The sequence below is a fragment of the Streptomyces sp. NPDC093089 genome (assembly GCF_044754405.1).
Lineage (GTDB): Bacteria > Actinomycetota > Actinomycetes > Streptomycetales > Streptomycetaceae > Streptomyces.
In genome coordinates this window covers 138523-157332 of record NZ_JBIVPA010000005.1, presented here as the reverse complement: position 1 = coordinate 157332, position 18810 = coordinate 138523, and the positions used below count along the sequence as shown (strand labels likewise).

17 protein-coding genes and 1 riboswitch are annotated in these 18810 nt (G+C 72.8%); of the genes, 6 read left to right on the top strand and 11 right to left on the bottom strand.

Features of this window, described 5'->3' with window-relative positions; all coding sequences use genetic code 11:
• Positions 1-31: 31 nt before the first annotated feature.
• From ACIQFX_RS13430 to ACIQFX_RS13420, 3 genes are all read right to left on the bottom strand, one after another.
• Positions 32-1162 carry an ArsA family ATPase gene (locus ACIQFX_RS13430; protein WP_402461954.1) on the bottom strand — a complete coding sequence of 377 codons (1131 nt, stop codon included), beginning with the start codon at positions 1160-1162 and terminating at the stop codon, positions 32-34.
• Between the two features lie 31 nt (positions 1163-1193).
• A complete protein-coding gene (locus tag ACIQFX_RS13425) occupies positions 1194-1634 on the bottom strand; it encodes an SRPBCC family protein (protein ID WP_384101196.1) in 441 nt (146 codons plus the stop codon).
• Between the two features lie 91 nt (positions 1635-1725).
• A complete protein-coding gene (locus ACIQFX_RS13420) occupies positions 1726-2493 on the bottom strand; it encodes a metallophosphoesterase (RefSeq protein ID WP_402461950.1) in 768 nt (255 codons plus the stop codon).
• 255 nt (positions 2494-2748) lie between these two features.
• Here ACIQFX_RS13420 and ACIQFX_RS13415 point away from each other — a divergent pair, with 255 nt between their 5' ends.
• Complete coding sequence (locus ACIQFX_RS13415) at positions 2749-4545, top strand: AMP-dependent synthetase/ligase (protein WP_402461947.1); 1797 nt, start codon at positions 2749-2751, stop codon at positions 4543-4545.
• A gap of 123 nt (positions 4546-4668) precedes the next feature.
• Complete coding sequence (locus ACIQFX_RS13410; protein ID WP_402461944.1) at positions 4669-5196, top strand: hypothetical protein; 528 nt, start codon at positions 4669-4671, stop codon at positions 5194-5196.
• Here ACIQFX_RS13410 and ACIQFX_RS13405 read toward each other — a convergent pair.
• Positions 5180-6322, bottom strand: coding sequence for a glycosyltransferase family 4 protein (locus ACIQFX_RS13405; RefSeq protein WP_402461941.1), 1143 nt, complete (start codon positions 6320-6322; stop codon positions 5180-5182). The genes ACIQFX_RS13410 and ACIQFX_RS13405 overlap by 17 nt on opposite strands.
• Positions 6323-6413: 91 nt before the next feature.
• Here ACIQFX_RS13405 and ACIQFX_RS13400 point away from each other — a divergent pair, with 91 nt between their 5' ends.
• A complete protein-coding gene (locus ACIQFX_RS13400) occupies positions 6414-7691 on the top strand; it encodes a glycosyltransferase 87 family protein (protein ID WP_402462835.1) in 1278 nt (425 codons plus the stop codon).
• A 54-nt stretch (positions 7692-7745) separates the two neighbouring features.
• Complete coding sequence (locus tag ACIQFX_RS13395; RefSeq protein ID WP_402461939.1) at positions 7746-9197, top strand: DUF2079 domain-containing protein; 1452 nt, start codon at positions 7746-7748, stop codon at positions 9195-9197.
• A gap of 14 nt (positions 9198-9211) precedes the next feature.
• On the opposite strand, the gene ACIQFX_RS13390 is transcribed toward ACIQFX_RS13395, so the two are convergent.
• The 5 genes from ACIQFX_RS13390 to ACIQFX_RS13370 form a co-directional block, all read right to left on the bottom strand.
• A complete protein-coding gene (locus ACIQFX_RS13390) occupies positions 9212-10438 on the bottom strand; it encodes a hypothetical protein (RefSeq protein WP_402461936.1) in 1227 nt (408 codons plus the stop codon).
• Between the two features lie 47 nt (positions 10439-10485).
• Positions 10486-11535 carry an NlpC/P60 family protein gene (locus ACIQFX_RS13385; RefSeq protein WP_402461933.1) on the bottom strand — a complete coding sequence of 350 codons (1050 nt, stop codon included), beginning with the start codon at positions 11533-11535 and terminating at the stop codon, positions 10486-10488.
• A gap of 195 nt (positions 11536-11730) precedes the next feature.
• A complete protein-coding gene (locus tag ACIQFX_RS13380; protein ID WP_402461930.1) occupies positions 11731-12768 on the bottom strand; it encodes an NlpC/P60 family protein in 1038 nt (345 codons plus the stop codon).
• A gap of 257 nt (positions 12769-13025) precedes the next feature.
• The gene (locus tag ACIQFX_RS13375) at positions 13026-14390 is read right to left on the bottom strand and encodes an NYN domain-containing protein (RefSeq protein ID WP_402461926.1); all 1365 of its coding nucleotides are present in this window, start codon (positions 14388-14390) and stop codon (positions 13026-13028) included.
• 33 nt (positions 14391-14423) lie between these two features.
• Positions 14424-14666: a hypothetical protein gene (locus ACIQFX_RS13370; protein WP_017238847.1), complete on the bottom strand. Its 243-nt coding sequence runs from the start codon at positions 14664-14666 to the stop codon at positions 14424-14426.
• A 158-nt stretch (positions 14667-14824) separates the two neighbouring features.
• Here ACIQFX_RS13370 and ACIQFX_RS13365 point away from each other — a divergent pair, with 158 nt between their 5' ends.
• Both ACIQFX_RS13365 and ACIQFX_RS13360 read left to right on the top strand, forming a co-directional pair.
• Positions 14825-15559 (top strand): rhomboid family intramembrane serine protease, encoded by a 735-nt coding sequence (locus ACIQFX_RS13365; RefSeq protein ID WP_402461923.1) that lies wholly within the window; start codon positions 14825-14827, stop codon positions 15557-15559.
• Positions 15556-15837 carry an Lrp/AsnC family transcriptional regulator gene (locus tag ACIQFX_RS13360; RefSeq protein ID WP_017238849.1) on the top strand — a complete coding sequence of 94 codons (282 nt, stop codon included), beginning with the start codon at positions 15556-15558 and terminating at the stop codon, positions 15835-15837. Before ACIQFX_RS13365 ends, ACIQFX_RS13360 begins: the two co-directional genes overlap by 4 nt.
• Positions 15838-15908: 71 nt before the next feature.
• Here the strand turns inward: ACIQFX_RS13360 and ACIQFX_RS13355 are convergent, their stop codons facing one another.
• Entirely contained in the window at positions 15909-17309 is a 1401-nt protein-coding gene (locus ACIQFX_RS13355) for an aminotransferase class V-fold PLP-dependent enzyme (RefSeq protein WP_402461919.1), read from the bottom strand.
• Between the two features lie 227 nt (positions 17310-17536).
• Positions 17537-17653: riboswitch (SAM riboswitch) on the bottom strand.
• A gap of 87 nt (positions 17654-17740) precedes the next feature.
• Positions 17741-18805 (bottom strand): anthranilate phosphoribosyltransferase, encoded by a 1065-nt coding sequence (gene trpD / locus ACIQFX_RS13350; protein ID WP_402461916.1) that lies wholly within the window; start codon positions 18803-18805, stop codon positions 17741-17743.
• Positions 18806-18810: the final 5 nt, after the last annotated feature.

The window sequence follows — 18810 nt, the reverse complement described above, 5'->3', positions numbered from 1 at the left end:
TCACTGGCTGGTACTTCGACGGTACACGGCCTCAGGGAGTGCGCGGCCAGAGTCCCGGGTCGGGCGTGAAGCGCACGCGGAGGTCCCCGTCGACGAGGCCCGCCCCGGTGACGGTGCAGCGGCGCAGGGCGCCCGGCAGGGGGATGCTGCGCCGGAACGGCCCGACGGTGAGCAGCAGTTCGTCGCCGCGCCGGACGAGCCCGAGCTCCTCCTTGACGGCGCCCGGCAGGGCGATGTGCCAGACGAGGACGCCGTCCTCCTCCCGCCGGTCCTCGACGGGCCACGCCGGTACGGGGGCGGGCGGGGCGTCCGGCCGTACCGGCGCGAGGAGGGCGAGGTCCTCGGCTCCGCGCGGGTCCCGGCCGAGGTGCGGGAGCTCGTGCAGGACGTCGGTGGCGGTACGGAGCTCCGCCAGGTGCCGGTGCTGCTCGGCGGTGAGTCCGGCGAGCCAGGGGTCCTCGGACGCGGCGGGCAGCAGCCGGTTGGCGACGACGGCCTCCAGCGCGAGGCCCTGGAGGGCGAGTCCCAGCCGTGCGGTGCGCAGGGCCCGGACGGCGGCGGGGCCGGGTTCGACCACGAGCCGGACGCCGGTCCGGGGGGATTCCACGACGGCCTGGACGGCGGCGAGCTCCGCCTCCCAGCGTGCAGTCGTCTCGTACAGCCACTGCGCGGGCATCGGGACGCCGGCGAGCTGGGCCAGCATGGGGCGCAGGGCGCGGGCGGCCTGCCGCTCGGGCGGGAGGAGGCGGCGCACGTAGCGGCGGAGCTGCTCGGGCAGGGCGAGGACGGCGAGCGCCTCGGCCGTCGGCGGCAGGTCGACGACGGCGACGTCGTGGTCGCCGCGGGCCGCGTCGCGGACCGCTCTCAGCAGCGCGAACTGCCGGCTGCCGGGCAGCTCGGTCAGTTCCGCGTCCTCGAACGGGGCGGCTCCGAGGAGGTCGAGCGCGGCCCGTGACCTCGCCTGGAACCCGAGGAACTCGCGCCGGAAGTCGGCCGCGGGATCGGGCCGCAGCACCGTGAGCCCCTCGCCCTCCACGCCGGCGGCGGCGTCCTCGGAGAGGAGCACCACCCGCTTCCCCGCGCCCGCCTCCGCGAGGGCGGTCGCGGCGGCGACGGTGGTGCGCCCCGCGCCGCCGGGCCCTGTGACAAGGATGATCCGCATGCGGAGGACGTTACCCGCGCCCTCCGAGGGGTCACGCGCCGGATTCGACGCGCTTCTTCAGGCCGGCGAGGGCGCGGTCGATGATGACCTTCTCTGCCTTGCGCTTGATCATGCCGAGCATGGGGATCTTGACGTCGACGGTGAGCTGGTAGGTGACCTCGGTGCGGTCGCCGCCGAGCGGGGCGAGCCGGTAGGAGCCGTCGAGGGAGCGGAGCATCTGGGACTTGACGAGGGTCCAGCTGACCTCGTTGGCGCCGGTCCAGGTGTAGGCGAGGGTGTGGTCGTCCTTGATGGCGCCGGCGTCGAGGAGCAGGCGGACCTTCTCGGCGCGGCCGGAACCGTCGGTCTCCAGGACCTCGGCCTCCTTCACCTCGCCGGTCCACTCGGGATAGCGGGCGAAGTCGGCGATCACGCCCATGACGTCGGCCGGCGCCGCCTCGATGGTGATGCTCGAGCTGGTGTGTTCGGCCATCGCGGTGGCTCCTCCACGGTGCGGTCCGGCGGAAGTGAAAGGGCACAGGCGTGCCTACACGGCAGGCTATCGCGCCGCGAGTCGGGCCCCGTCACCACTCCAGGGCGAAGGGGGTGCCGGTCGAGGCGAAGTGGCCGACGTTCACGCACTCGGTCGAGCCGATCCGCATCCGCCGCGCGAGCGGCTGGTGGACGTGGCCGAAGAGGGCGTAGCGGGGCCGGACGCGGTGGATCGCGTCGAGCAGGGCCCGGCTGCCGCGCTCGAAGCGGCGGGCGACGGTGTCGTAGGTCAGGTCCGGCACGTCCGGCGGGATGTGGGAGCAGAGGACGTCGACGTCCCCGAGCGCCTCGACCTTCGCCGCGTACTCCTCGTCGGAGATCTCGTAGGGGGTGCGCATGGGGGTGCGCAGGCCGCCGCCGACGAAGCCGACGGTGAGGCCGCCGAGCTCGATCCGCTCGCCGTCGAGGACGTTGGTGCCCGGTCCGGCGAAGTCGGGCCAGAGCCGGGGGATGTCGACGTTGCCGTAGGTGGCGTAGGTGGGGGTGGGGAAGGCGGCGAAGAGTTCGGCGTACTGGCGGCGCACGGCGGCCTCGATGGCGGTGTCCCGGTCGACGTCGAGCGCGGCCCAGAGGCTGCGCCCCAGGTCACGGGCCTCGTCGAAGCGGCGGGCGGTGCGCAGCTCGACCAGCCGGTCGGCGTTCTCGGTGCCGAAGAGGTCGGGGAAGATCCCGCGGCTGTGGTCGGCGTAGTCGAGGAAGAGGACCAGGTCACCGAGGCATATCAGGGCGTCGGCGCCCTCCCCGGCCTTGGCGAGGTCGCCGGCGTTGCCGTGTACGTCACTGACCACATGGACTCGCATGAGCCCACCTTAGGGGGTGTCACCTGCGGTTACTTGGGAGTCGCGAAACCGGTGGATTACTGTGCGCAGAGCACCGCCACATATGTGTGACGCACGGAACATCTGGCCGGGACCCCCTATCGGGAACCATGTACTGGTGGGTAACGTCCGGGCAGTCCAGTCGTGCTCACCCCCACTGAGCACCTGCCCGAACATGGACTTCACCGGTGCATCACACAGAGCCGTGGCGCCGGCGCCCGATGAGGAGCAGCAGTCTTGCGCGAGTTCAGCCTTCCGGCCCTGTACGAGGTCCCCGCGGACGGCAACCTGACGGATCTCATCCGCCGCAACGCCTCCCAGCACCCAGACGTCGCCGTGATGGGGCGCAAGGTCGACGGCGCCTGGACGGACGTCACCGCCACGCAGTTCCTCGCTGAGGTCCGCGGGGCGGCCAAGGGCCTGATCGCCGCGGGCGTGGAGCCGGGCGACCGGGTCGCGCTGCTCTCCCGCACGCGCTACGAGTGGGTCCTGCTCGACTTCGCGATCTGGAGCGCCGGCGGCGTGACCGTGCCGGTGTACGAGACGAGCTCGCCGGAGCAGATCCAGTGGATCCTCGGCGACTCGGGCGCGACCCTGGCCCTCGTCGAGAGCGCCGCGCACCTGGCCTCGGTGGAGTCCGTACGGGCGAACCTGCCCGCGCTCAAGGGCGTCTGGCAGATCGAGGACGACGCGGTCGCGCGGCTCACGGCCACCGGCGCGGACGTCTCGGACGAGCTGCTCGACGCGCGCATGTCGGCGGCGAACGCGGACGACCCGGCGACGATCGTCTACACCTCGGGCACGACCGGCCGCCCCAAGGGCTGCGTCCTGACCCACCGGGCCTTCTTCGCCGAGTGCGGCAACGTGGTGGAGCGGCTGAAGCCCCTCTTCCGTACGGGCGAGTGCTCGGTGCTGCTGTTCCTGCCGGCCGCGCACGTCTTCGGGCGGCTCGTCGAGGTCGCGTCCGTGATGGCGCCGATCCGGCTGGGCTGCGTCCCGGACATCAAGAACCTCACCGACGAGCTGGCCTCGTTCCGGCCGACGCTGATCCTGGGCGTGCCGCGGGTCTTCGAGAAGGTCTACAACTCGGCGCGGGCGAAGGCCCAGGCCGACGGCAAGGGCAAGATCTTCGACAAGGCCGCGCACACGGCCATCGCGTACAGCCGGGCGATCGGCACCCCGCAGGGCCCGTCCCTCGGACTGAAGCTGAAGCACAAGCTCTTCGACAAGCTGGTCTTCAGCAAGCTGCGGGCGGTGCTCGGCGGGCGCGGCGAGTACGCGATCTCGGGCGGCGCGCCGCTGGGCGAGCGGCTCGGCCACTTCTTCCGGGGCATCGGCTTCACGGTCCTCGAGGGCTACGGCCTGACGGAGTCGTGCGCGGCGACGGCGTTCAACCCGTGGGACCGGCAGAAGATCGGCACGGTCGGCCAGCCGCTGCCGGGCTCGGTGGTGCGGATCGCCGACGACGGCGAGGTGCTGCTGCACGGCGAGCACATCTTCACGGAGTACTGGAACAACCCGGCGGCGACGGCCGAGGCGCTGGCGGACGGCTGGTTCCACACGGGTGACATCGGCACGCTCGACGAGGACGGCTACCTCGCGATCACGGGCCGCAAGAAGGAGATCCTGGTGACGGCGGGCGGCAAGAACGTCGCCCCGGCGGTCATCGAGGACCGGATCCGGGCGCACGCGCTGGTCGCGGAGTGCATGGTGGTCGGCGACGGGCGCCCGTTCGTGGGCGCGCTGGTCACCATCGACGAGGAGTTCCTCGGCCGCTGGGCGAGCGAGCACGGCAAGCCGGCCGGTTCGACGGCGGCTTCCCTCCGCGACGACGCGGACCTCATGGCGGAGGTCCAGCGGGCGATCGACGACGGCAACGCCGCGGTCTCCAAGGCCGAGTCGGTCCGCAAGTTCCGCATCCTGCCGGCCCAGTTCACCGAGGAGGCGGGCCACATCACGCCGTCCCTGAAGCTGAAGCGGAACGTGGTGGCGAAGGACTTCGCGGACGAGATCGAGGCGATCTACCAGGGCTGAGGCCCGCGGACGGATCATCCGGCCGGAGGCCCGGGGCGACACCGCCCCGGGCCTCCGGCCGTTCCGCACCCTCCCCGGAATCAGAGTTGAACACGTTCAACTCCGGGTGGCAGGATGACCCCCGTGAAGACCACGAGGGGAAACGCGCCGCGCGCGCTCACGAGGTACGGGGCGGTGGCGGCCCTGCTCGCCACCCTGACCGCCTGCCTCGCCGGGCCGGCCCAGTACTACGAGGGGACGGGCGTCCACGACGCCACGGCGGCCGAGGTCGCCGGGGCCTGGGAGTCCGTGGAGGGCACCGCGATGACGCTGCGCCCGGACGGGACGGCGAGCGTCACCCGGCTCGACGGCCAGGACTTCGACTTCGACCAGGGCTGGCGGCTCTCCGGCAAGGGCACCTGGTCCCTGGCCGACGACCGCGGCGGGCAGGGCGTGCGCCTGGAACTCACCACGCGCACCGAGGTCGACCACCGGGCCGACGCGACCATGCCGCTGCCGGCCGGCACGGACGCGCCCACCACCTACTCCTGGTGCTTCCACGTGGACCGCGACGACAAGCGCAGGCTCGTCCTGTTCTTCTTCTTCGGCGACCCCGACGGCGGCAGCACCTACGTCATGACGCGGAAGCCGTCCGCTACAGCAGCTCCCTGAGCCGCTCCGCCAGCAGGTCCCAGCGCCACTTCTCCTCGACCCAGGCACGGCCCCGCTCCCCCATCCGCTCCCGCAGCTCGGGGTCGAGGAGGAGGGTCGCGACGCGGTCGGCGGTGTCCTCGGGGGAGTCACCGCGGACGACCCAGCCGGTCTCCCCGTCGAGAACGGCGTCGGGGGCGCCGCCGGAGTCGCCGGCGACGACCGGAAGACCGGTGGCCGAGGCCTCCAGGTAGACGATGCCGAGGCCCTCCACGTCGAGGCCGCCGCGCCGGGTGCGGCAGGGCATGGCGAAGACGTCGCCGGCCCCGTAGTGGGCGGGGAGCTCCGACCAGGGGACGGCGCCGGTGAACCGTACGGATCCGGCCACGCCGGTCTCCGCGGCGAGGCGCCGCAGATCCTTCTCGTACGGGCCGCCGCCGACGATCAGGAGGACCGCGTCCGGCACCCGGCCGAGGATCCGCGGCATGGCCCTGATCAGGGTGTCCTGGCCCTTGCGCGGGACGAGCCGCGAGACGCAGACGACGACGGGGCGGTCGCTGAGCCCGAGCCGGGCACGGACCTCGTCACCGCCCGAGCCGGGGTGGAAGGTCCTCTCGTCCACCCCCGGCGGCAGCTGCACCATCCGGTCGGCCGCGGCGGGCGTGAGGGCCGCCGCGATCCGGGAGCGGGTGTACTCGCCGAGGTGGGTGATCGTGTCCGTGCCCTCGCCGATCCGGCGCAGCAGCTGCCGGGAAGCGGGCAGCTGGGCCCAGCCCGCCTCGTGGCCGTGGGTGGTGGCGACGAGCCGCCGCGCTCCCGCCCTGCGCAGGGCGGGAGCCATCAGGCCGAGCGGCGCGGCGGCACCGAACCACACGGACTCGCAGCCGTGCTCGCGGAGCAGCGCGGTGGCGCGGGCCGTGACCCGAGGGGTCGGCAGCAGCATGGTGGTGCGATCCCGGACGACCGTGAAAGGCTGCTCGGCGTCGAACGCGGCCGTCGCCTCGATCCCTTCGCGGCTGCGCTTCCACGTGGAGGCGTAGACGACGATCCGATCGGGATCGAGGCGGAGCGCCATGTTGTGCAGGAAGGCCTGGATTCCGCCGGGACGCGGCGGGAAGTCGTTGGTTACGATCAGGGTCTTGTGCATCGTGGCCGACAGTACCGCGAGCGCGCCCACCACCCGGCACCACCACTTCCTCCCGTACGAACGAGCCGACAGGACAGGAACCAGGACGGTCATGACGGGTGCGGCGGGCAAGGACTCCTGGATACACCTGCGGCTCCCCCTCCTCCTCTGGGGCCTCACCCGGATCGTCGTGCTGCTGTGCGCCTTCAAGGTCGTGGTGGTCCCCGGACCGGACGTGACGCGCGAGGTCGGGGAGATCTACCGGGGCTGGTTCGAGGTCCTGCGGTCCGGTACGTACCCTCTGGACGACGCGACCTGGCAGTACCCGCCGGCCGCCGCCTTCGCCGTGCTCGCGCCCGCGCTGCTGCCGTTCCTCGGCTACACGGCCGCCTTCTTCCTCCTCGCGTTCCTGTGCGACGCCTTCGTCTTCGGACTCCTCGTGCGCACGGGCCGCCGTCCCGGCCGGTCGATGCGGGGCGCCTGGCTGTGGCTGGCGGCGGTGCCGCTGCTCGGCCCGACCGCGTACGCCCGCTACGACATCATGGTGGCCGCCGTGGCCGTGGCGGCCCTGCTCGCCGCCGTCCGCAGCCCGCGGACGCTCGGCGTGCTCGCCGGCTTCGGCGCGGTGCTCAAGGTGTGGCCGGCACTGCTGCTGGTGGGCACCCCCAAGGGGCGGGTGACCTGGCGCTCCTGGCCGGTGGCGGCGGGCGCGGGTGCCGCGGTCCTGCTGTGGTGCGCGGTGTGGATGCCGGGGTCGCTGGCCTTCCTCTCCTACCAGAGCGAGCGGGGCACGGAGGTCGAGTCGATGGGCGCGATGGTGTTCCACGTGGCCCGGAACCTCGGCTGGGACGGCGTGGCGCGGATGAACTACGGCTCGATGGAGTTCATCGGCCCCTACGTCCCGTGGGTGTCGGCCGCCGCGATGGGGACGACGGTCCTGGCCTTCGGCTGGCTGGCGCTCTGGCGGTTCAGGGCCCGGCGCTTCGTCTCCTCGACGACGGCGGACGCGGCGTTCGTCGCGGTGCTGCTCTTCACCGTGACGAGCCGGGTGATCTCGCCCCAGTACATGATCTGGTTGTTCGGTCTCGCCGCGGTCTGCCTCGCCTACCGGTCGAGCAGGATGCGGCGCCCCGCCCACCTGGTGCTGTGGGCGACGGCCGTCACGCAGTTCGAGTTCCCCGTCTGGTTCTGGCACGTGACGGAGAGCGATCCGCTGGGCATCGCGGTCCTGTTCCTGCGCAACGGCCTGCTGGTGGCCGCCGCCCTCTCGGCCTGCCGCATCCTGTGGCGGCACACGGTGACGGAGGCCGGCGTGGTCCGCATCGCCGTCCCCGCGGACCGGCCGGAAGGCGAGCGGATACTGACGGGTTCGGGCCCGTCCCGTCGATAGGTGCCGGTGCTACCCTGATGGACCTTTGTCTCCCTGTTAGGTTCCCCTACTGACATGAACAACCCGAATATCTCGGTCGACACGCTTCAGCGGCGCACGGGGACAGAGGGCGCCGGGAGAGCCGTACGGGAATCACGGCAGGCCTCGGCGGGGAAATTCCCGAAGCGCGCGTACCTGGTCCCCGGCGCTTTCTTCCTGGTGTACCTGCTCCTGTCGGTGCGGCGCCACGCGGCGAACCTCTCGACGGGCTACGACCTGGGCATCTTCACGCAGATCGTGAAGTCCTATTCGGAACTCTCCGCTCCGTATTCACCCCTGAAAGGGCCCGACTACAACACCCTCGGGGATCACTTCCACCCGATCCTCGCCCTGCTCTCTCCGGCTTATCGGGCATTTCCGTCCAGTTATACCCTGCTCGTCTGCCAGGCGGCCCTCGTCGCCTTTTCCATAACCCCCTTGATGAAGTGGGCGTACGAGGTCAGAGGGCGTAAATTCGCCTACTGGATCGGCGTCTCGTACGGGGCGTCCTGGGGCCTCGCCAAGCTGATCTCCTTCGACTTCCACGAGGTCGCCCTCGCCGTACCGCTGCTGACGCTCTCCCTCTGCGCCGCCGGGCGGAAGAACTGGCGCGCGGCCCTCCTGTGGTCGCTTCCGCTGGTGCTCGTCAAGGAGGACCTCGGCCTCACGGTCGCCGCGATCGGCGCCTACGCGGCATGGAAGGGGCCGCGGACCGTGGGGCTCGCCGTCGCCGCCTTCGGGGTCGCCTCGACGGCCCTGGAGATGCTGGTGATCCTCCCGTACTTCAACCCCGTCGGGAAGTTCGCCTACTGGCCCACGCCGACCCCCGAGGAGACGGGCCTGCTCGTGCAGGCCGCCGAGGCCTTCTGGCCCCCGATCAAGTGGCTCACGGTCTTCATGATCGTCGCCCCCACCGGATTCCTCGCCCTCCGCTCCCCGCTCCTGCTCGTCGCACTGCCGACGCTGGCCTGGCGCTTCACCTCGCCGAACCCCTTCCACTGGGGGACGGACTTCCACTACAGCGCCGTCCTCATGCCCGTCGCCTTCGCCGCCGCCGTCCACGCCGTCGCCACGGGCCGGGTGACCGCGCGCGCGTTCCTGCCCGCCTGCGTCATCGGCGCGCTCACCACCGGCGTCACCTTCTTCACCCACCCCCTGCACGAACTCGTGCTCCCGCGCACCTGGAGCGAGACCGCCTACGTCAGGACGGCGGACTCGCTGCTCGCCGAGATCCCCGACGGCGCGACCGTGGCCGCGTCCAACCGCCTGGCCGCCCAGCTCGCCGACCGAGCCACCGTCAGCGAGATATGCCTGTTCCCCCGGTCCTTCCCCCCGTCCGAGCCGCCCCAGTGGCTGATCTACGACGCCGCCGACCCGAGCGACCCGGAGTGCGCCGCCGGCAAGGCGATGGAAGCGGCCGCACCGGACGTTCCCGGCTACCGCATGGTCGACCGGCGCGACGGGATCTCCCTCTTCCGCAGGGACTAGGCCTGGGACCAGGCCTAGGACTCGCCGCCGTCGAGCCGCTCGGCCAGGTAGGTCCGCCAGTCGGCGGTGAAGCGCTCCGGGGTGGTGTCCAGGACGTCGTGGAAGGCCTTCTCCGCCGCGCCCTCACGGGCCGGGTGCGCGCCGACGGCACGGTAGAACTCCGTCAGCTTCGCGGCGCCCCAGCGGTCGGCGATCAGCTCGCAGGCGAGCCAGCCGCCCTCGTAGGCGCGCGCGAGGACGTCCGCGCCGCCACCGAAGGTGAAGTCGGCGTCGTCCGGGAGCCGGGCGGGCGGCTCGCCGGCGCGGACCGCGCGGCGCAGCTCGGGCGCGGCCTGGGCGGCGGTGCGGCCGGTGCCCCGGTAGGCGACCCAGTCGGCGAAGCCCTCGGAGAGCCAGACCGGGGTGGCCTCGGTGGTCTGGACGCGCGTGGCGACGTGGGTGGTCTCGTGGGTGAGGACCAGCTGCCGGCCGAAGGAGCCGAGCACCGCGTACGCGTCCGGGTTGACGATCACCCGGTCGGCGGGCGCCAGCGGGCCGCCGCCCGTCTCGCCGGTCGTGACGGCCGCGATCCCCCGGTAGTTCGCGGCCGGCCCGCCGAGGAGCCGGCCCATCGCGTCGACCGACGCGGGGACGAGGACCACGATCCGGCCCGCCCAGCTCCCCTTCCAGGCGTCGCCGACCGCGGGCACCGCCCGGTCCGCCGCGGCCGCGATCTCCCGCAGCCGCTCCGTGCTCTGCCCCACGCCGAGGACGAGGCTGCGGCGGCCGGTCACCGTCTCCACCTCGCCCTGCTGCCACAGCTGCTGCGGGGCGCCCTCGGCGGCGCGGTCACCGGTGACGTACCAGCGGCCGTCCCGTTCGACGAGGTCCAGGATCCGCTCGGTGGTGGCGGGCCCGGAGTCGTAGCCCTTGATCCGGTATCCCAGCTCGACCTCGGCGGTGGCCCTGCCCTCGCCGGTCCGGTCGACGTCGGTGACCCGGTAGTCGAGGCCGCCGAGCGGGATCTTCGCGAGCCGGTCGAACTCGGTGCGGGCGGCCGGTGCGAGCGCGGGGTCCAGGGCCGAGAGGTAGCCGGCCTCGTCGCGGTCGAGCAGCGCCTCCGCGTGCCGGTCCAGCAGGCTCTGGATCTCCCGGGGCGACGGGTCGGCCGGCCCGGGGGCGGTGCACCCGGCGAGGGCCAGCACGGCCGCCGCCGCGCACGCGACCGCGCCGCGCGCCGCTCCACTCCCCTGACCTGCCACGCCCCGATCGTACGGGCGGATCGGCGGGCGCGGCCTCCGGCCCGGTCTCAGACCCGGGTCACCGTCGCGTGGGACATCATGTTCACCGGGTCGTAGCGGACCCGGGCGCCCGGGTAGGGGGCGTGGATGACCTGGCCGTTGCCCGCGTAGATCGCGACGTGGCTGGCGTCCCCCCGGTACGTGACCAGGTCCCCGGGCTGCGCCTGCGACAGCGGCACCCGGCGGCCCGCGTACCGCTGCGCCGAGGAGGTGCGCGGCAGGCTGATGCCGGCCTGGCGGTACGACCAGACCATCAGGCCCGAGCAGTCGAAGGCGGAGGGCCCGGTGGCCCCCCACACGTACGGCTTGCCGATCGCGCTGCGGGCGGCGATCACCGCGGCGGCGGCCCGCGAGGAGGCCGGGCCGAGGTCGGCGAGGGGCGGCAGGTCCTCGGCGGCAGCGCCGTCGCGGCGGCCGTCCTGGCCTCCTTCACGGCCGCCGTCCCGGGACGCGCGGTCGAAGTCGGCGCGCTCCTCCGCGGTGAGGGAGGCGAGCACCCGGCGGGCCTCGGCGAGCTTGCGCTCGACGGTGCGCTTGTGGCGGGCGACCTCGGCGCGGCTGCGCTCCAGTTCGTCGAGGGCCGTGCGGGCCTCGGTCCGCTTCTGGTTCAGCCGGCGCTGCTCCCGCTGGAGTTCGCCGAGCGCGGCGCCCTGGCGGGCGTTGGCCCGGTCGAGGGCGGAGGCGCGGTCGAGGTAGCTGTCCGGGTCGGAGGAGAGCAGCAGCGCGAGGGTGGGGTCGATGCCGCCGGAGCGGTACTGGGCTCCGGCGACCGAACCGAGCGCGCCCCGCATGCGGTTGATGCGCTCCTGGCCGCGGGCGAGGCCGTCGCGGGCCTCGGCGACCGTGCGGCGCAGCGCGTCCGCCTTCTCGTCCGCGCGGTTGTAGCCCTCGGTGGCCCTCTCCGCCTCCTCGAAGAGGCGGTCGACCGTGGCGCGGGTGGCCTCGGTTCCCGCCCCGGGGTCGGCGCTCGCGGGGACGGCCCCGAAGGACGCCGCCGCGGTGGCCGCGGCGGCGGCGGTGAGGACGGTGACCCTGACGGGTCGGCGGTGGGACGCCACGAAGCGCGCTCCGTTCGTGTCGACGCGGACTGGCGCGGCAGACAGTAGCCGCTGATCACTCCGCGTCCAACGAAGGCGCCGGGCACACAAAGTGACGCCCCGCCGGAGAACACAGGTCACCGGCGGGGCGTCAGGTCAGTGTGCGTCGCGGCGAACCACCCGATTGGGCGCCTTGCCGTGGCGGTTCGTCGGGTGTCAGCCGCCGATCCGGACGCCGAACTGGAAGGTGCCCATGTAGTTCATGGACTCGTAACGGACGACGGCGCCCGGCTTGGGGGCGTGGAGGATCGTGTTGTTGCCCGCGTACAGACCCACGTGCGACAGGCCGTTGAAGAAGACGAGGTCGCCCGGCTTGAGCTGGCTGCGGCCGATCTTCACACCGTCGTTCTGCTGGGTGTACGTGGTGCGGGTGAGGTCGACGCCTGCCTGGCCGTACGCCCACTGGGTCAGACCCGAGCAGTCGTACGCGCTGGGGCCCTCGGCACCGGAGACGTACGGCTTGCCGAGCTGGGTGGCAGCCGCCGAGAGCGCGGCGGCACCGAAGCCGTTCGCGGGAACCTCGTTGCCCAGGTTGACGCGCTCGCCGGCGTCGCGGCTGGCGCGCTGCTCCGCCTGCTCGATCTTGGCCCTCTCCTCCGCCGTGAGGGTGTTGAGGAGCTTCTGGGCCTCGGCCAGCTTGCCCAGGTACTTCTTCTTCTTCTCGCCGAGGGTCTTCCGGACGTCCTCGAGGTCGGCCAGCTTCGTGGTGGCCTCGGCCCTCTGCTGGGCGAGCGTGCGCTGCTTGGCCTGGATCGAGGTGAGCACGTCGGCCTGCTGGGCGCTCAGCTGGTCGATCGCGGACGCCTTGTCGAGGTAGGTGTCCGGGTCGGCGGAGAGGAAGAGCTGGAGCGCCGGGTCGATGCCGCCGGAGCGGTACTGGGCGCTGGCGACGGAACCGATCTGGTCGCGCAGGGTGTTGAGCTCCTGCTGACCGCGGGCCACCTTGTCCTGAAGGTCGCCGATCTCCTTCTGCAGCTTGCCCCGCCGCTCCTCGGCGAGGTTGTACTGCTCCGTGGCCTCCTCGGCCTCGTGGCCCAGCTTGTCGACCTTCGACTTGACGTCGTCGATCTTGGGGTTGGCGGGAGCCGCCTGGGCGCCGGACTGGGCGGAGAGCGCGACGGCGGCGGCCGCTGCCGCGGTGAACACGGTCACACGGGCACGGCTCGGCTGCTTGGGTCGACGGTGGGACGCCACGAAGGCGAGCTCCTTCTTCCTCAGAGCCGCCCAACCGGTCAGGGGCAGGCGGTTCCTCCGCCGTCACCCCGGATGGGTGATCAACCGCGCGAAGGTTCGATGCCCGACCCTAGTGACCAAGCTGTGATCAGTTCAAATCCCACCGGCAAAAATATTGCTCACGCGGCACTTTGTTTACACGTACCGCACGCGCGGTGACGGCGACTTGACGATCCGCCATCCACAATCCGGGCATAAAGCGCACTAGTTGCGAGGGGTCACGAGAGGCGCGAAAGCCGCTTCAGGAGCAAGACGGACGCGACGGGCCGCGCGCCCGCCTTCGCCACCCCGTCGGCCACCTCGCGGTCGGTGGAGACCACCACCACCGGCCGCCCCGGCGGCTCGGCCCGCACCAGCTGACGGATCAACTCGTCCGCCGTGACGCCCGGCTTGGAGAACAGCACCCGCACCCCGCGCGGCGGCGCGAGCAGCACCGGCGCCGCCAGCTCCGCCCCGTCGAAGACGCAGGTGACCTCGGCGCCCGAACGCGCCGCGAGCGCCGAGAGGCCGCCCAGCAGCCGCAGCCGCTGCTTCTCCAGCGGCATCGTCGGATAGCCGGTCTTGGTGACGTTGTAGCCGTCGACCACCAGATGGGCCTGCGGCAGTGCGAGCAACTGGTCGAGCAGCGCCGGATCGGTCTCGGAGAGCGCCCGGGCCGCGATGTCCTTCGGGGACATCCGCCCCGGCTCCACCGCGTCCACGGTGTCCGCCGGGTGCACCGACACGGGCGGCAGCGCCAGTTCGCGACGCAGCCCCTGGGCGGCGTCGAGCACCGTGTCCAGGAGCAGCCGCAGCCGCATGTCCTCCACCGAACGCCCCTCGCGGGCCGTCCGGCGGCTCGCCTCCAGGGCCGCCTCGACCTCGCCGAGCCGCGCCTTGAGCCGCCTCGTCTCGCTCTCGGCGGACGACAGCTGGGCCGCCCCCTCGGCGCGTACGGCGTCGATCTCGCCCTGGACGCGCCGCAGCGCGGCCTCACCGCGCTTCACGTCGCTCTGGGCGCTGCGCAGCTTGCGGTGAAGCGATTCCGCTTCCTTGCGGGCCGCTTCGAGGTCGTGGCGCAGCTGCTCGGTCTCGCCCCTGGAGCGGTCCCGGGCGGCCGTGAGCTCCTCGCGGAGCCGCTCCAGCTCGCGCCGGCCCGCCTCGTCGGCCCGCTCGGCGTCGGCCCGCTGGGCCTCCTCGCCCGCGGCGGCCACGAGCTTGACCCAGCCGGGCGGCCGCAGCACATAGGCGGCGGCGGCCACGTCGACGGGGTCTGCGGCGGCCGGCGGGGCACCGGTCTCCACGGCGCCGGCCAGTTCGGGCTGGCCCTGCTTGAACCGCTCGCCGATCCGCTGCCGGAAGAGCGGGTCGCTCTCCAGGGCGGCCGCCATGGCGTTGCCGGCGAACTTGGCCCGCCGGCTGGCGGTGAAGCGGGCGTACTGCCGCAGGGGTGCGGGGAGCTCCGCGACGGTCAACCCGCCGAAGGCCTCCGCGACCAGCGCGACGACCCGCCGCCGTACGCCTTCCGGCAGTGGGTGGTCGAGCGTCTCGGCAGCGTCACCTGCCGCGCCGGCCGGCTCTCCACCGTGCGCGGGCTGCTCCACGATCCGTCACCCCTATGTCGTCCGCGCCGTCCCTCAGGAGGCGGCGCCCGGCCTGTCCACCAGTTCGATCTGGTCCACCGCGTTGCACCAGCGGCAGCGGACCGACTCGATGGTCTCACTGACCACCTGCCGCTCCTCGACCGTCGGATCGCCCGCGAGGTCCAGATGGACGTACTCGACGACCTTCGAGGAGCGCGTCACGTCGAAGCGGGTCAGGTTGCCGCAGAGGGTGCAGCGCCAGCGGGTCTCGGCGGTCGGCAGGGGAACCGTCGTCATCGTGCCGTCCTTCTTCCTGTTGCGTGGTACCAGGTGCGGGAGCCGCGGTGCGCCGTCGAACTGCGGTCGTCGTGCCCGTAACCCTACGGCCTCCCCGGTACCCCGGGGCACGGCGAGGCACTCTGTCCACTTCGGCCCCGGTACGCCATGATCTGTCCATGATCGACTGGCGAGGAGCGGCCCGCGGTGCCTGGCAGGGCGCGCGCAAGGGGCCCACGGTGACCTACGGACTGATCGCCGCCTGCTGCCTCCTCTTCGTGGTCAGTCCCGTCTCCGGGGTCAACCCGGTGTACGGCACGGGGGACGCGCTCCTGGCGGCGCAGGGGACGTACTTCCGCCGCTGGGGCGTCGTCCCGGCCGAGCTGACGGGCGGCGAGCCGCACGCCCTGCTCACCCCGCTCACCGCGCTGTTCGTCCACGGCAGCTGGCTCCACCTGCTGGGGAACATGCTCTTCCTGTACGTCTTCGGGGCCATGGCCGAGGAGCGCATGGGCCCGGCCGGCTTCGCCCTCTTCTACCTGAGCACCGGCTACCTGGCGCTCCTCGGGTACGCGGTGGCGCACGCGGACAGCGAGCAGACCCTGGTGGGGGCGTCGGGGGCGATCTCCGGGGTGCTCGGGGCCTTCCTCTTCCTCTTCCCGCGCGCCCGGGTCACCAGCCTCTTCCCCTTCCTCCTCTTCCTGCCGCTGCGCTTCCCCGCGTGGATCGTCCTGATCTTCTGGTTCGTGCTCCAGTGGCTGGCCGCGCGCGCGGCGGGGCCGGGTCCCGGCGTCGCCTACCTGGCCCATGTCGTGGGCTTCTCCGTCGGATTCCTCTACGCCTGGGGGTGCTACCGGGGTGGGGATAGAGTGAAGGCTCCAGCCGCGGCGACCGAGGGAGAAAGCCAGCCGTGATCACCGCGATCGTGCTCATCAAGACCAGCGTGGACCGCATCCCCGAGATCGCCGAGTCGATCGCCGCGCTCGACAGCGTCAGCGAGGTCTTCTCGGTGACCGGCACGTACGACCTCATCGCCATGGTCCGGGTGCCCCGCCACGACGACCTGGCGGACGTGATCCCCGGCCGCATCAGCAAGATCCCCGGCGTCGAGGCCACGGACACCCACGTGGCGTTCCGCACGTACTCCCAGCACGACCTGGAGGCGGCCTTCGCCATCGGTCTGGAGTCCTGAGCGCCGGACCGCGGGACACGTGAAGGGGGCCTCCCGGACGGGAGGCCCCCTTCACCCGTACGAGTGATAGATCAGCCGCGGTCCGGGACGCAGCGGCCGTCCTCGGTGCGGTACTTCCACTGCGCGCCGTCCCGGACGAGCTCCTTCACGGCACCGACGAACCGCTCCACGTGCTCGTCCGGCGTACCGGCGCCGAAGCTCACCCGGATGGCGTTGAGCGAACGCTCGCCGGGCGCGGCCTCCGGGGCGCCGCACTCGCCCGGGTCCTGCGGGTCGCTGCCGAGCAGGGTGCGGACCAGCGGGTGGGCGCAGAAGAGGCCGTCGCGGACGCCGATGCCGTACTCGGCGGAGAGCGCGGCGGCGAAGTGGGAGCTGTTCCAGCCCGCCACGACGAAGGAGATGACGCCCACGCGCGGCGCGTCGTCGCCGAAGAGCGAGAGCACGCGCACCTCGGGCACCTCGGCCAGGCCCGCGCGGACCGTGTCGATCAGGTGCTGCTCGCGGGCGACGAGGGAGTCGAAGCCGGCCTCGGTGAGCGCCTTGCAGGCGGAGGCGATCGAGTAGACGCCGATGACGTTCGGCGAACCGGCCTCGTGCCGGGCCGCGGTGGTGTGCCACTCCACGTCCACACCACCGTCGGCCCGGCGGGCCACCTTGCGGGAGGCGCCGCCGCCCGCGAGGTAGGGCTCGGCGTCCCCCAGCCAGTCGGCGCGGCCGGCGAGGACGCCGGAGCCGAAGGGCGCGTACAGCTTGTGCCCGGAGAAGGCGACCCAGTCGACGTCCAACTCCCGCACGGAGACCGGGTGGTGGGGTGCGAGCTGGGCGGCGTCGAGCACGATCCGGGCGCCGTGGGCGTGCGCGGCGGCGGCGAGTTCCCGCACCGGCCACAGCTCCCCGGTGACGTTGGACGCGCCGGTGACGCAGACCAGCGCGGGACCGTGAGGATCGCGGTCGGCGAGGGCGCGCTCCAGGGTCTCGACCGCCTCGGCCGGGGTGCGCGGCGCGTTGAGGTAGGTGACGCGGGCGTCGCGCCAGGGCAGCAGCGAGGCGTGGTGCTCGGTCTCGAAGACGAAGACCTCGCAGTCGGCGGGGAGCGTGGCGGCGAGCAGGTTCAGCGAGTCGGTGGTGGAGCGGGTGAACACGACCTGGTCGCCGGGACGGCAGTCGAGGAACTCGGCGACGGTGGCGCGGCTGTTCTCGAAGAGGTCGGTGGAGAGCTGGGAGAGGTAGCCGGCGCCGCGGTGGACGCTGCCGTAGTAGGGGGCGTACGCGGCGACGTCGTCCCAGACCCGCTGGAGGGCGGGGGCGCTGGCCGCGTAGTCGAGCGCCGCGTAGGTCACCTCGCCGCCGGTGACGAGCGGGACGGTGACGTCCCGGCCGAGGACGGGCAGCGGGGCCGCGCAGCAGGGGTCGGCGGACTCGGCGGCGACGGAATCGACGGTGGCGGCGGCGGTGTTCGGGCGTGCGGACATGGCGGTATCTCCCGGCGGGCGGTGCGGAATGGCTTCGGTGATCCCGTACGCGGCCGGATCGGCGGGGTACGGGTGATGCCTCGGAGGCGACGGGGGACGCACGCCGGTACGCGGGTACGCGGAAGTGACCCTGTTCCGAGGGTGAAGAAAGGGGCGGATTCGCCCTATCGCATTCGCTTGCTCACGGAAAACGCTCCTCGAGAGACCAGGACCCCTGGTGTTCGAGGGGTCCGCGCTTGCCGTAGACCTCGCTGCCTACGGCCTGGTCATCACCCGGGGCACCCCGCCACGGACGGAGGGTTGCCGGACAGCAAGCCGGGGCCTAAACGCTGTCACTCGTGACCTGGAAAGCATCCTGCCACATGATCGCCGATGCGCAAGACCCCGGTCCGCATGGCGGACCGGGGTCGTACGACCGAAGGCGGCGGCCGTCAGGCGTTGCTGGCCGCGATCCAGCGCTCCAGGCTCCGACGGGCCGCGCCGGAGTCGATCGACTCGGCGGCCTTCGCCATGCCCGCGGACAGCTGCTCCGCCAGGGTGCCCCGGCCGGGCTCCAGGGCGGTCAGCGCCGCCGCCGCGTTGAGCAGCACCGCGTCCCGGACCGGACCGGTCTCCCCCGCGAGCAGCCGACGGGCCACGTCGGCGTTGTACGAGGCGTCCGCGCCGCGCAGGGCCTCCAGGGGCACGAGCTCGATGCCGACGTCCCGCGGGTCGAAGCGCTCCTCGGCGACGGCGCCGTCCCGGACCACCCAGACCCGCGAGGTGGCGGTGGTCGTCAGCTCGTCCAGGCCGTCGTCGCCGCGGAAGACCAGGGCGGAGTTGCCGCGCTCGGCGAGGACTCCGGCCACGATCGGCGCCATGCGCGGGTCGGCGACCCCGACGGCCTGGGCCTTCACCTTGGCCGGGTTGGTCAGCGGACCGAGGACGTTGAAGGTCGTCCGGATGCCCAGCTGGCCGCGCGCCGCGGCGACGTGCCGCAGCGACGGGTGGAACTTCACCGCGAAGCAGATGGTGATGCCTGCTTCCTCGGCGACCTCGGCGACCCGCTGCGGGGTGAGGTGCAGGTTGATGCCGAGCTTCTCCAGGACGTCGGAGGAGCCGGAGGCGGAGGACGCGGCGCGGTTGCCGTGCTTGACGACCTTCGTGCCCGTGCCGGCGACCACGATCGACGCCATGGTGGAGATGTTCACCGTCTTGGCGCCGTCGCCGCCGGTGCCGACGATGTCCACGGCGGGACCGGGCACCTCGATCACGTTGGCGTGCGCGTACATGGTCCGCACGAGGCCGGCGATCTCCTGGACGGTCTCGCCCTTGGCCCGCAGCGCCACCATGAAGCCGGCGATCTGGGCGTCGGTCGCCTCGCCGCTCATGATCAGGTCCATCGCCCAGGCCGTGTCGTCGGCGGTGAGGTCCCTGCCGTCGAGCAGGCCGTTCAGGAGGACGGGCCAGGAGCGGCCCGCCGACGTAGGTCCTCCAGCGGGGGTCGCAGCGCTCATGGCAG

Excerpts from the sequence above, each read along its gene's own strand:
- ACIQFX_RS13395 (WP_402461939.1), top strand. The coding sequence starts at position 7,746 with ATGAACAACCCGAATATCTCGGTCGACACGCTTCAGCGGCGCACGGGG.
- ACIQFX_RS13425 (WP_384101196.1), bottom strand. The coding sequence starts at position 1,634 with ATGGCCGAACACACCAGCTCGAGCATCACCATCGAGGCGGCGCCGGCC.
- ACIQFX_RS13430 (WP_402461954.1), bottom strand. The coding sequence starts at position 1,162 with ATGCGGATCATCCTTGTCACAGGGCCCGGCGGCGCGGGGCGCACCACC.
- ACIQFX_RS13400 (WP_402462835.1), top strand. The coding sequence starts at position 6,414 with ATGACGGGTGCGGCGGGCAAGGACTCCTGGATACACCTGCGGCTCCCC.
- trpD (WP_402461916.1), bottom strand. The coding sequence starts at position 18,805 with ATGAGCGCTGCGACCCCCGCTGGAGGACCTACGTCGGCGGGCCGCTCC.
- ACIQFX_RS13405 (WP_402461941.1), bottom strand. The coding sequence starts at position 6,322 with ATGCACAAGACCCTGATCGTAACCAACGACTTCCCGCCGCGTCCCGGC.
- ACIQFX_RS13420 (WP_402461950.1), bottom strand. The coding sequence starts at position 2,493 with ATGCGAGTCCATGTGGTCAGTGACGTACACGGCAACGCCGGCGACCTC.
- ACIQFX_RS13365 (WP_402461923.1), top strand. The coding sequence starts at position 14,825 with ATGATCGACTGGCGAGGAGCGGCCCGCGGTGCCTGGCAGGGCGCGCGC.
- ACIQFX_RS13370 (WP_017238847.1), bottom strand. The coding sequence starts at position 14,666 with ATGACGACGGTTCCCCTGCCGACCGCCGAGACCCGCTGGCGCTGCACC.
- ACIQFX_RS13355 (WP_402461919.1), bottom strand. The coding sequence starts at position 17,309 with ATGTCCGCACGCCCGAACACCGCCGCCGCCACCGTCGATTCCGTCGCC.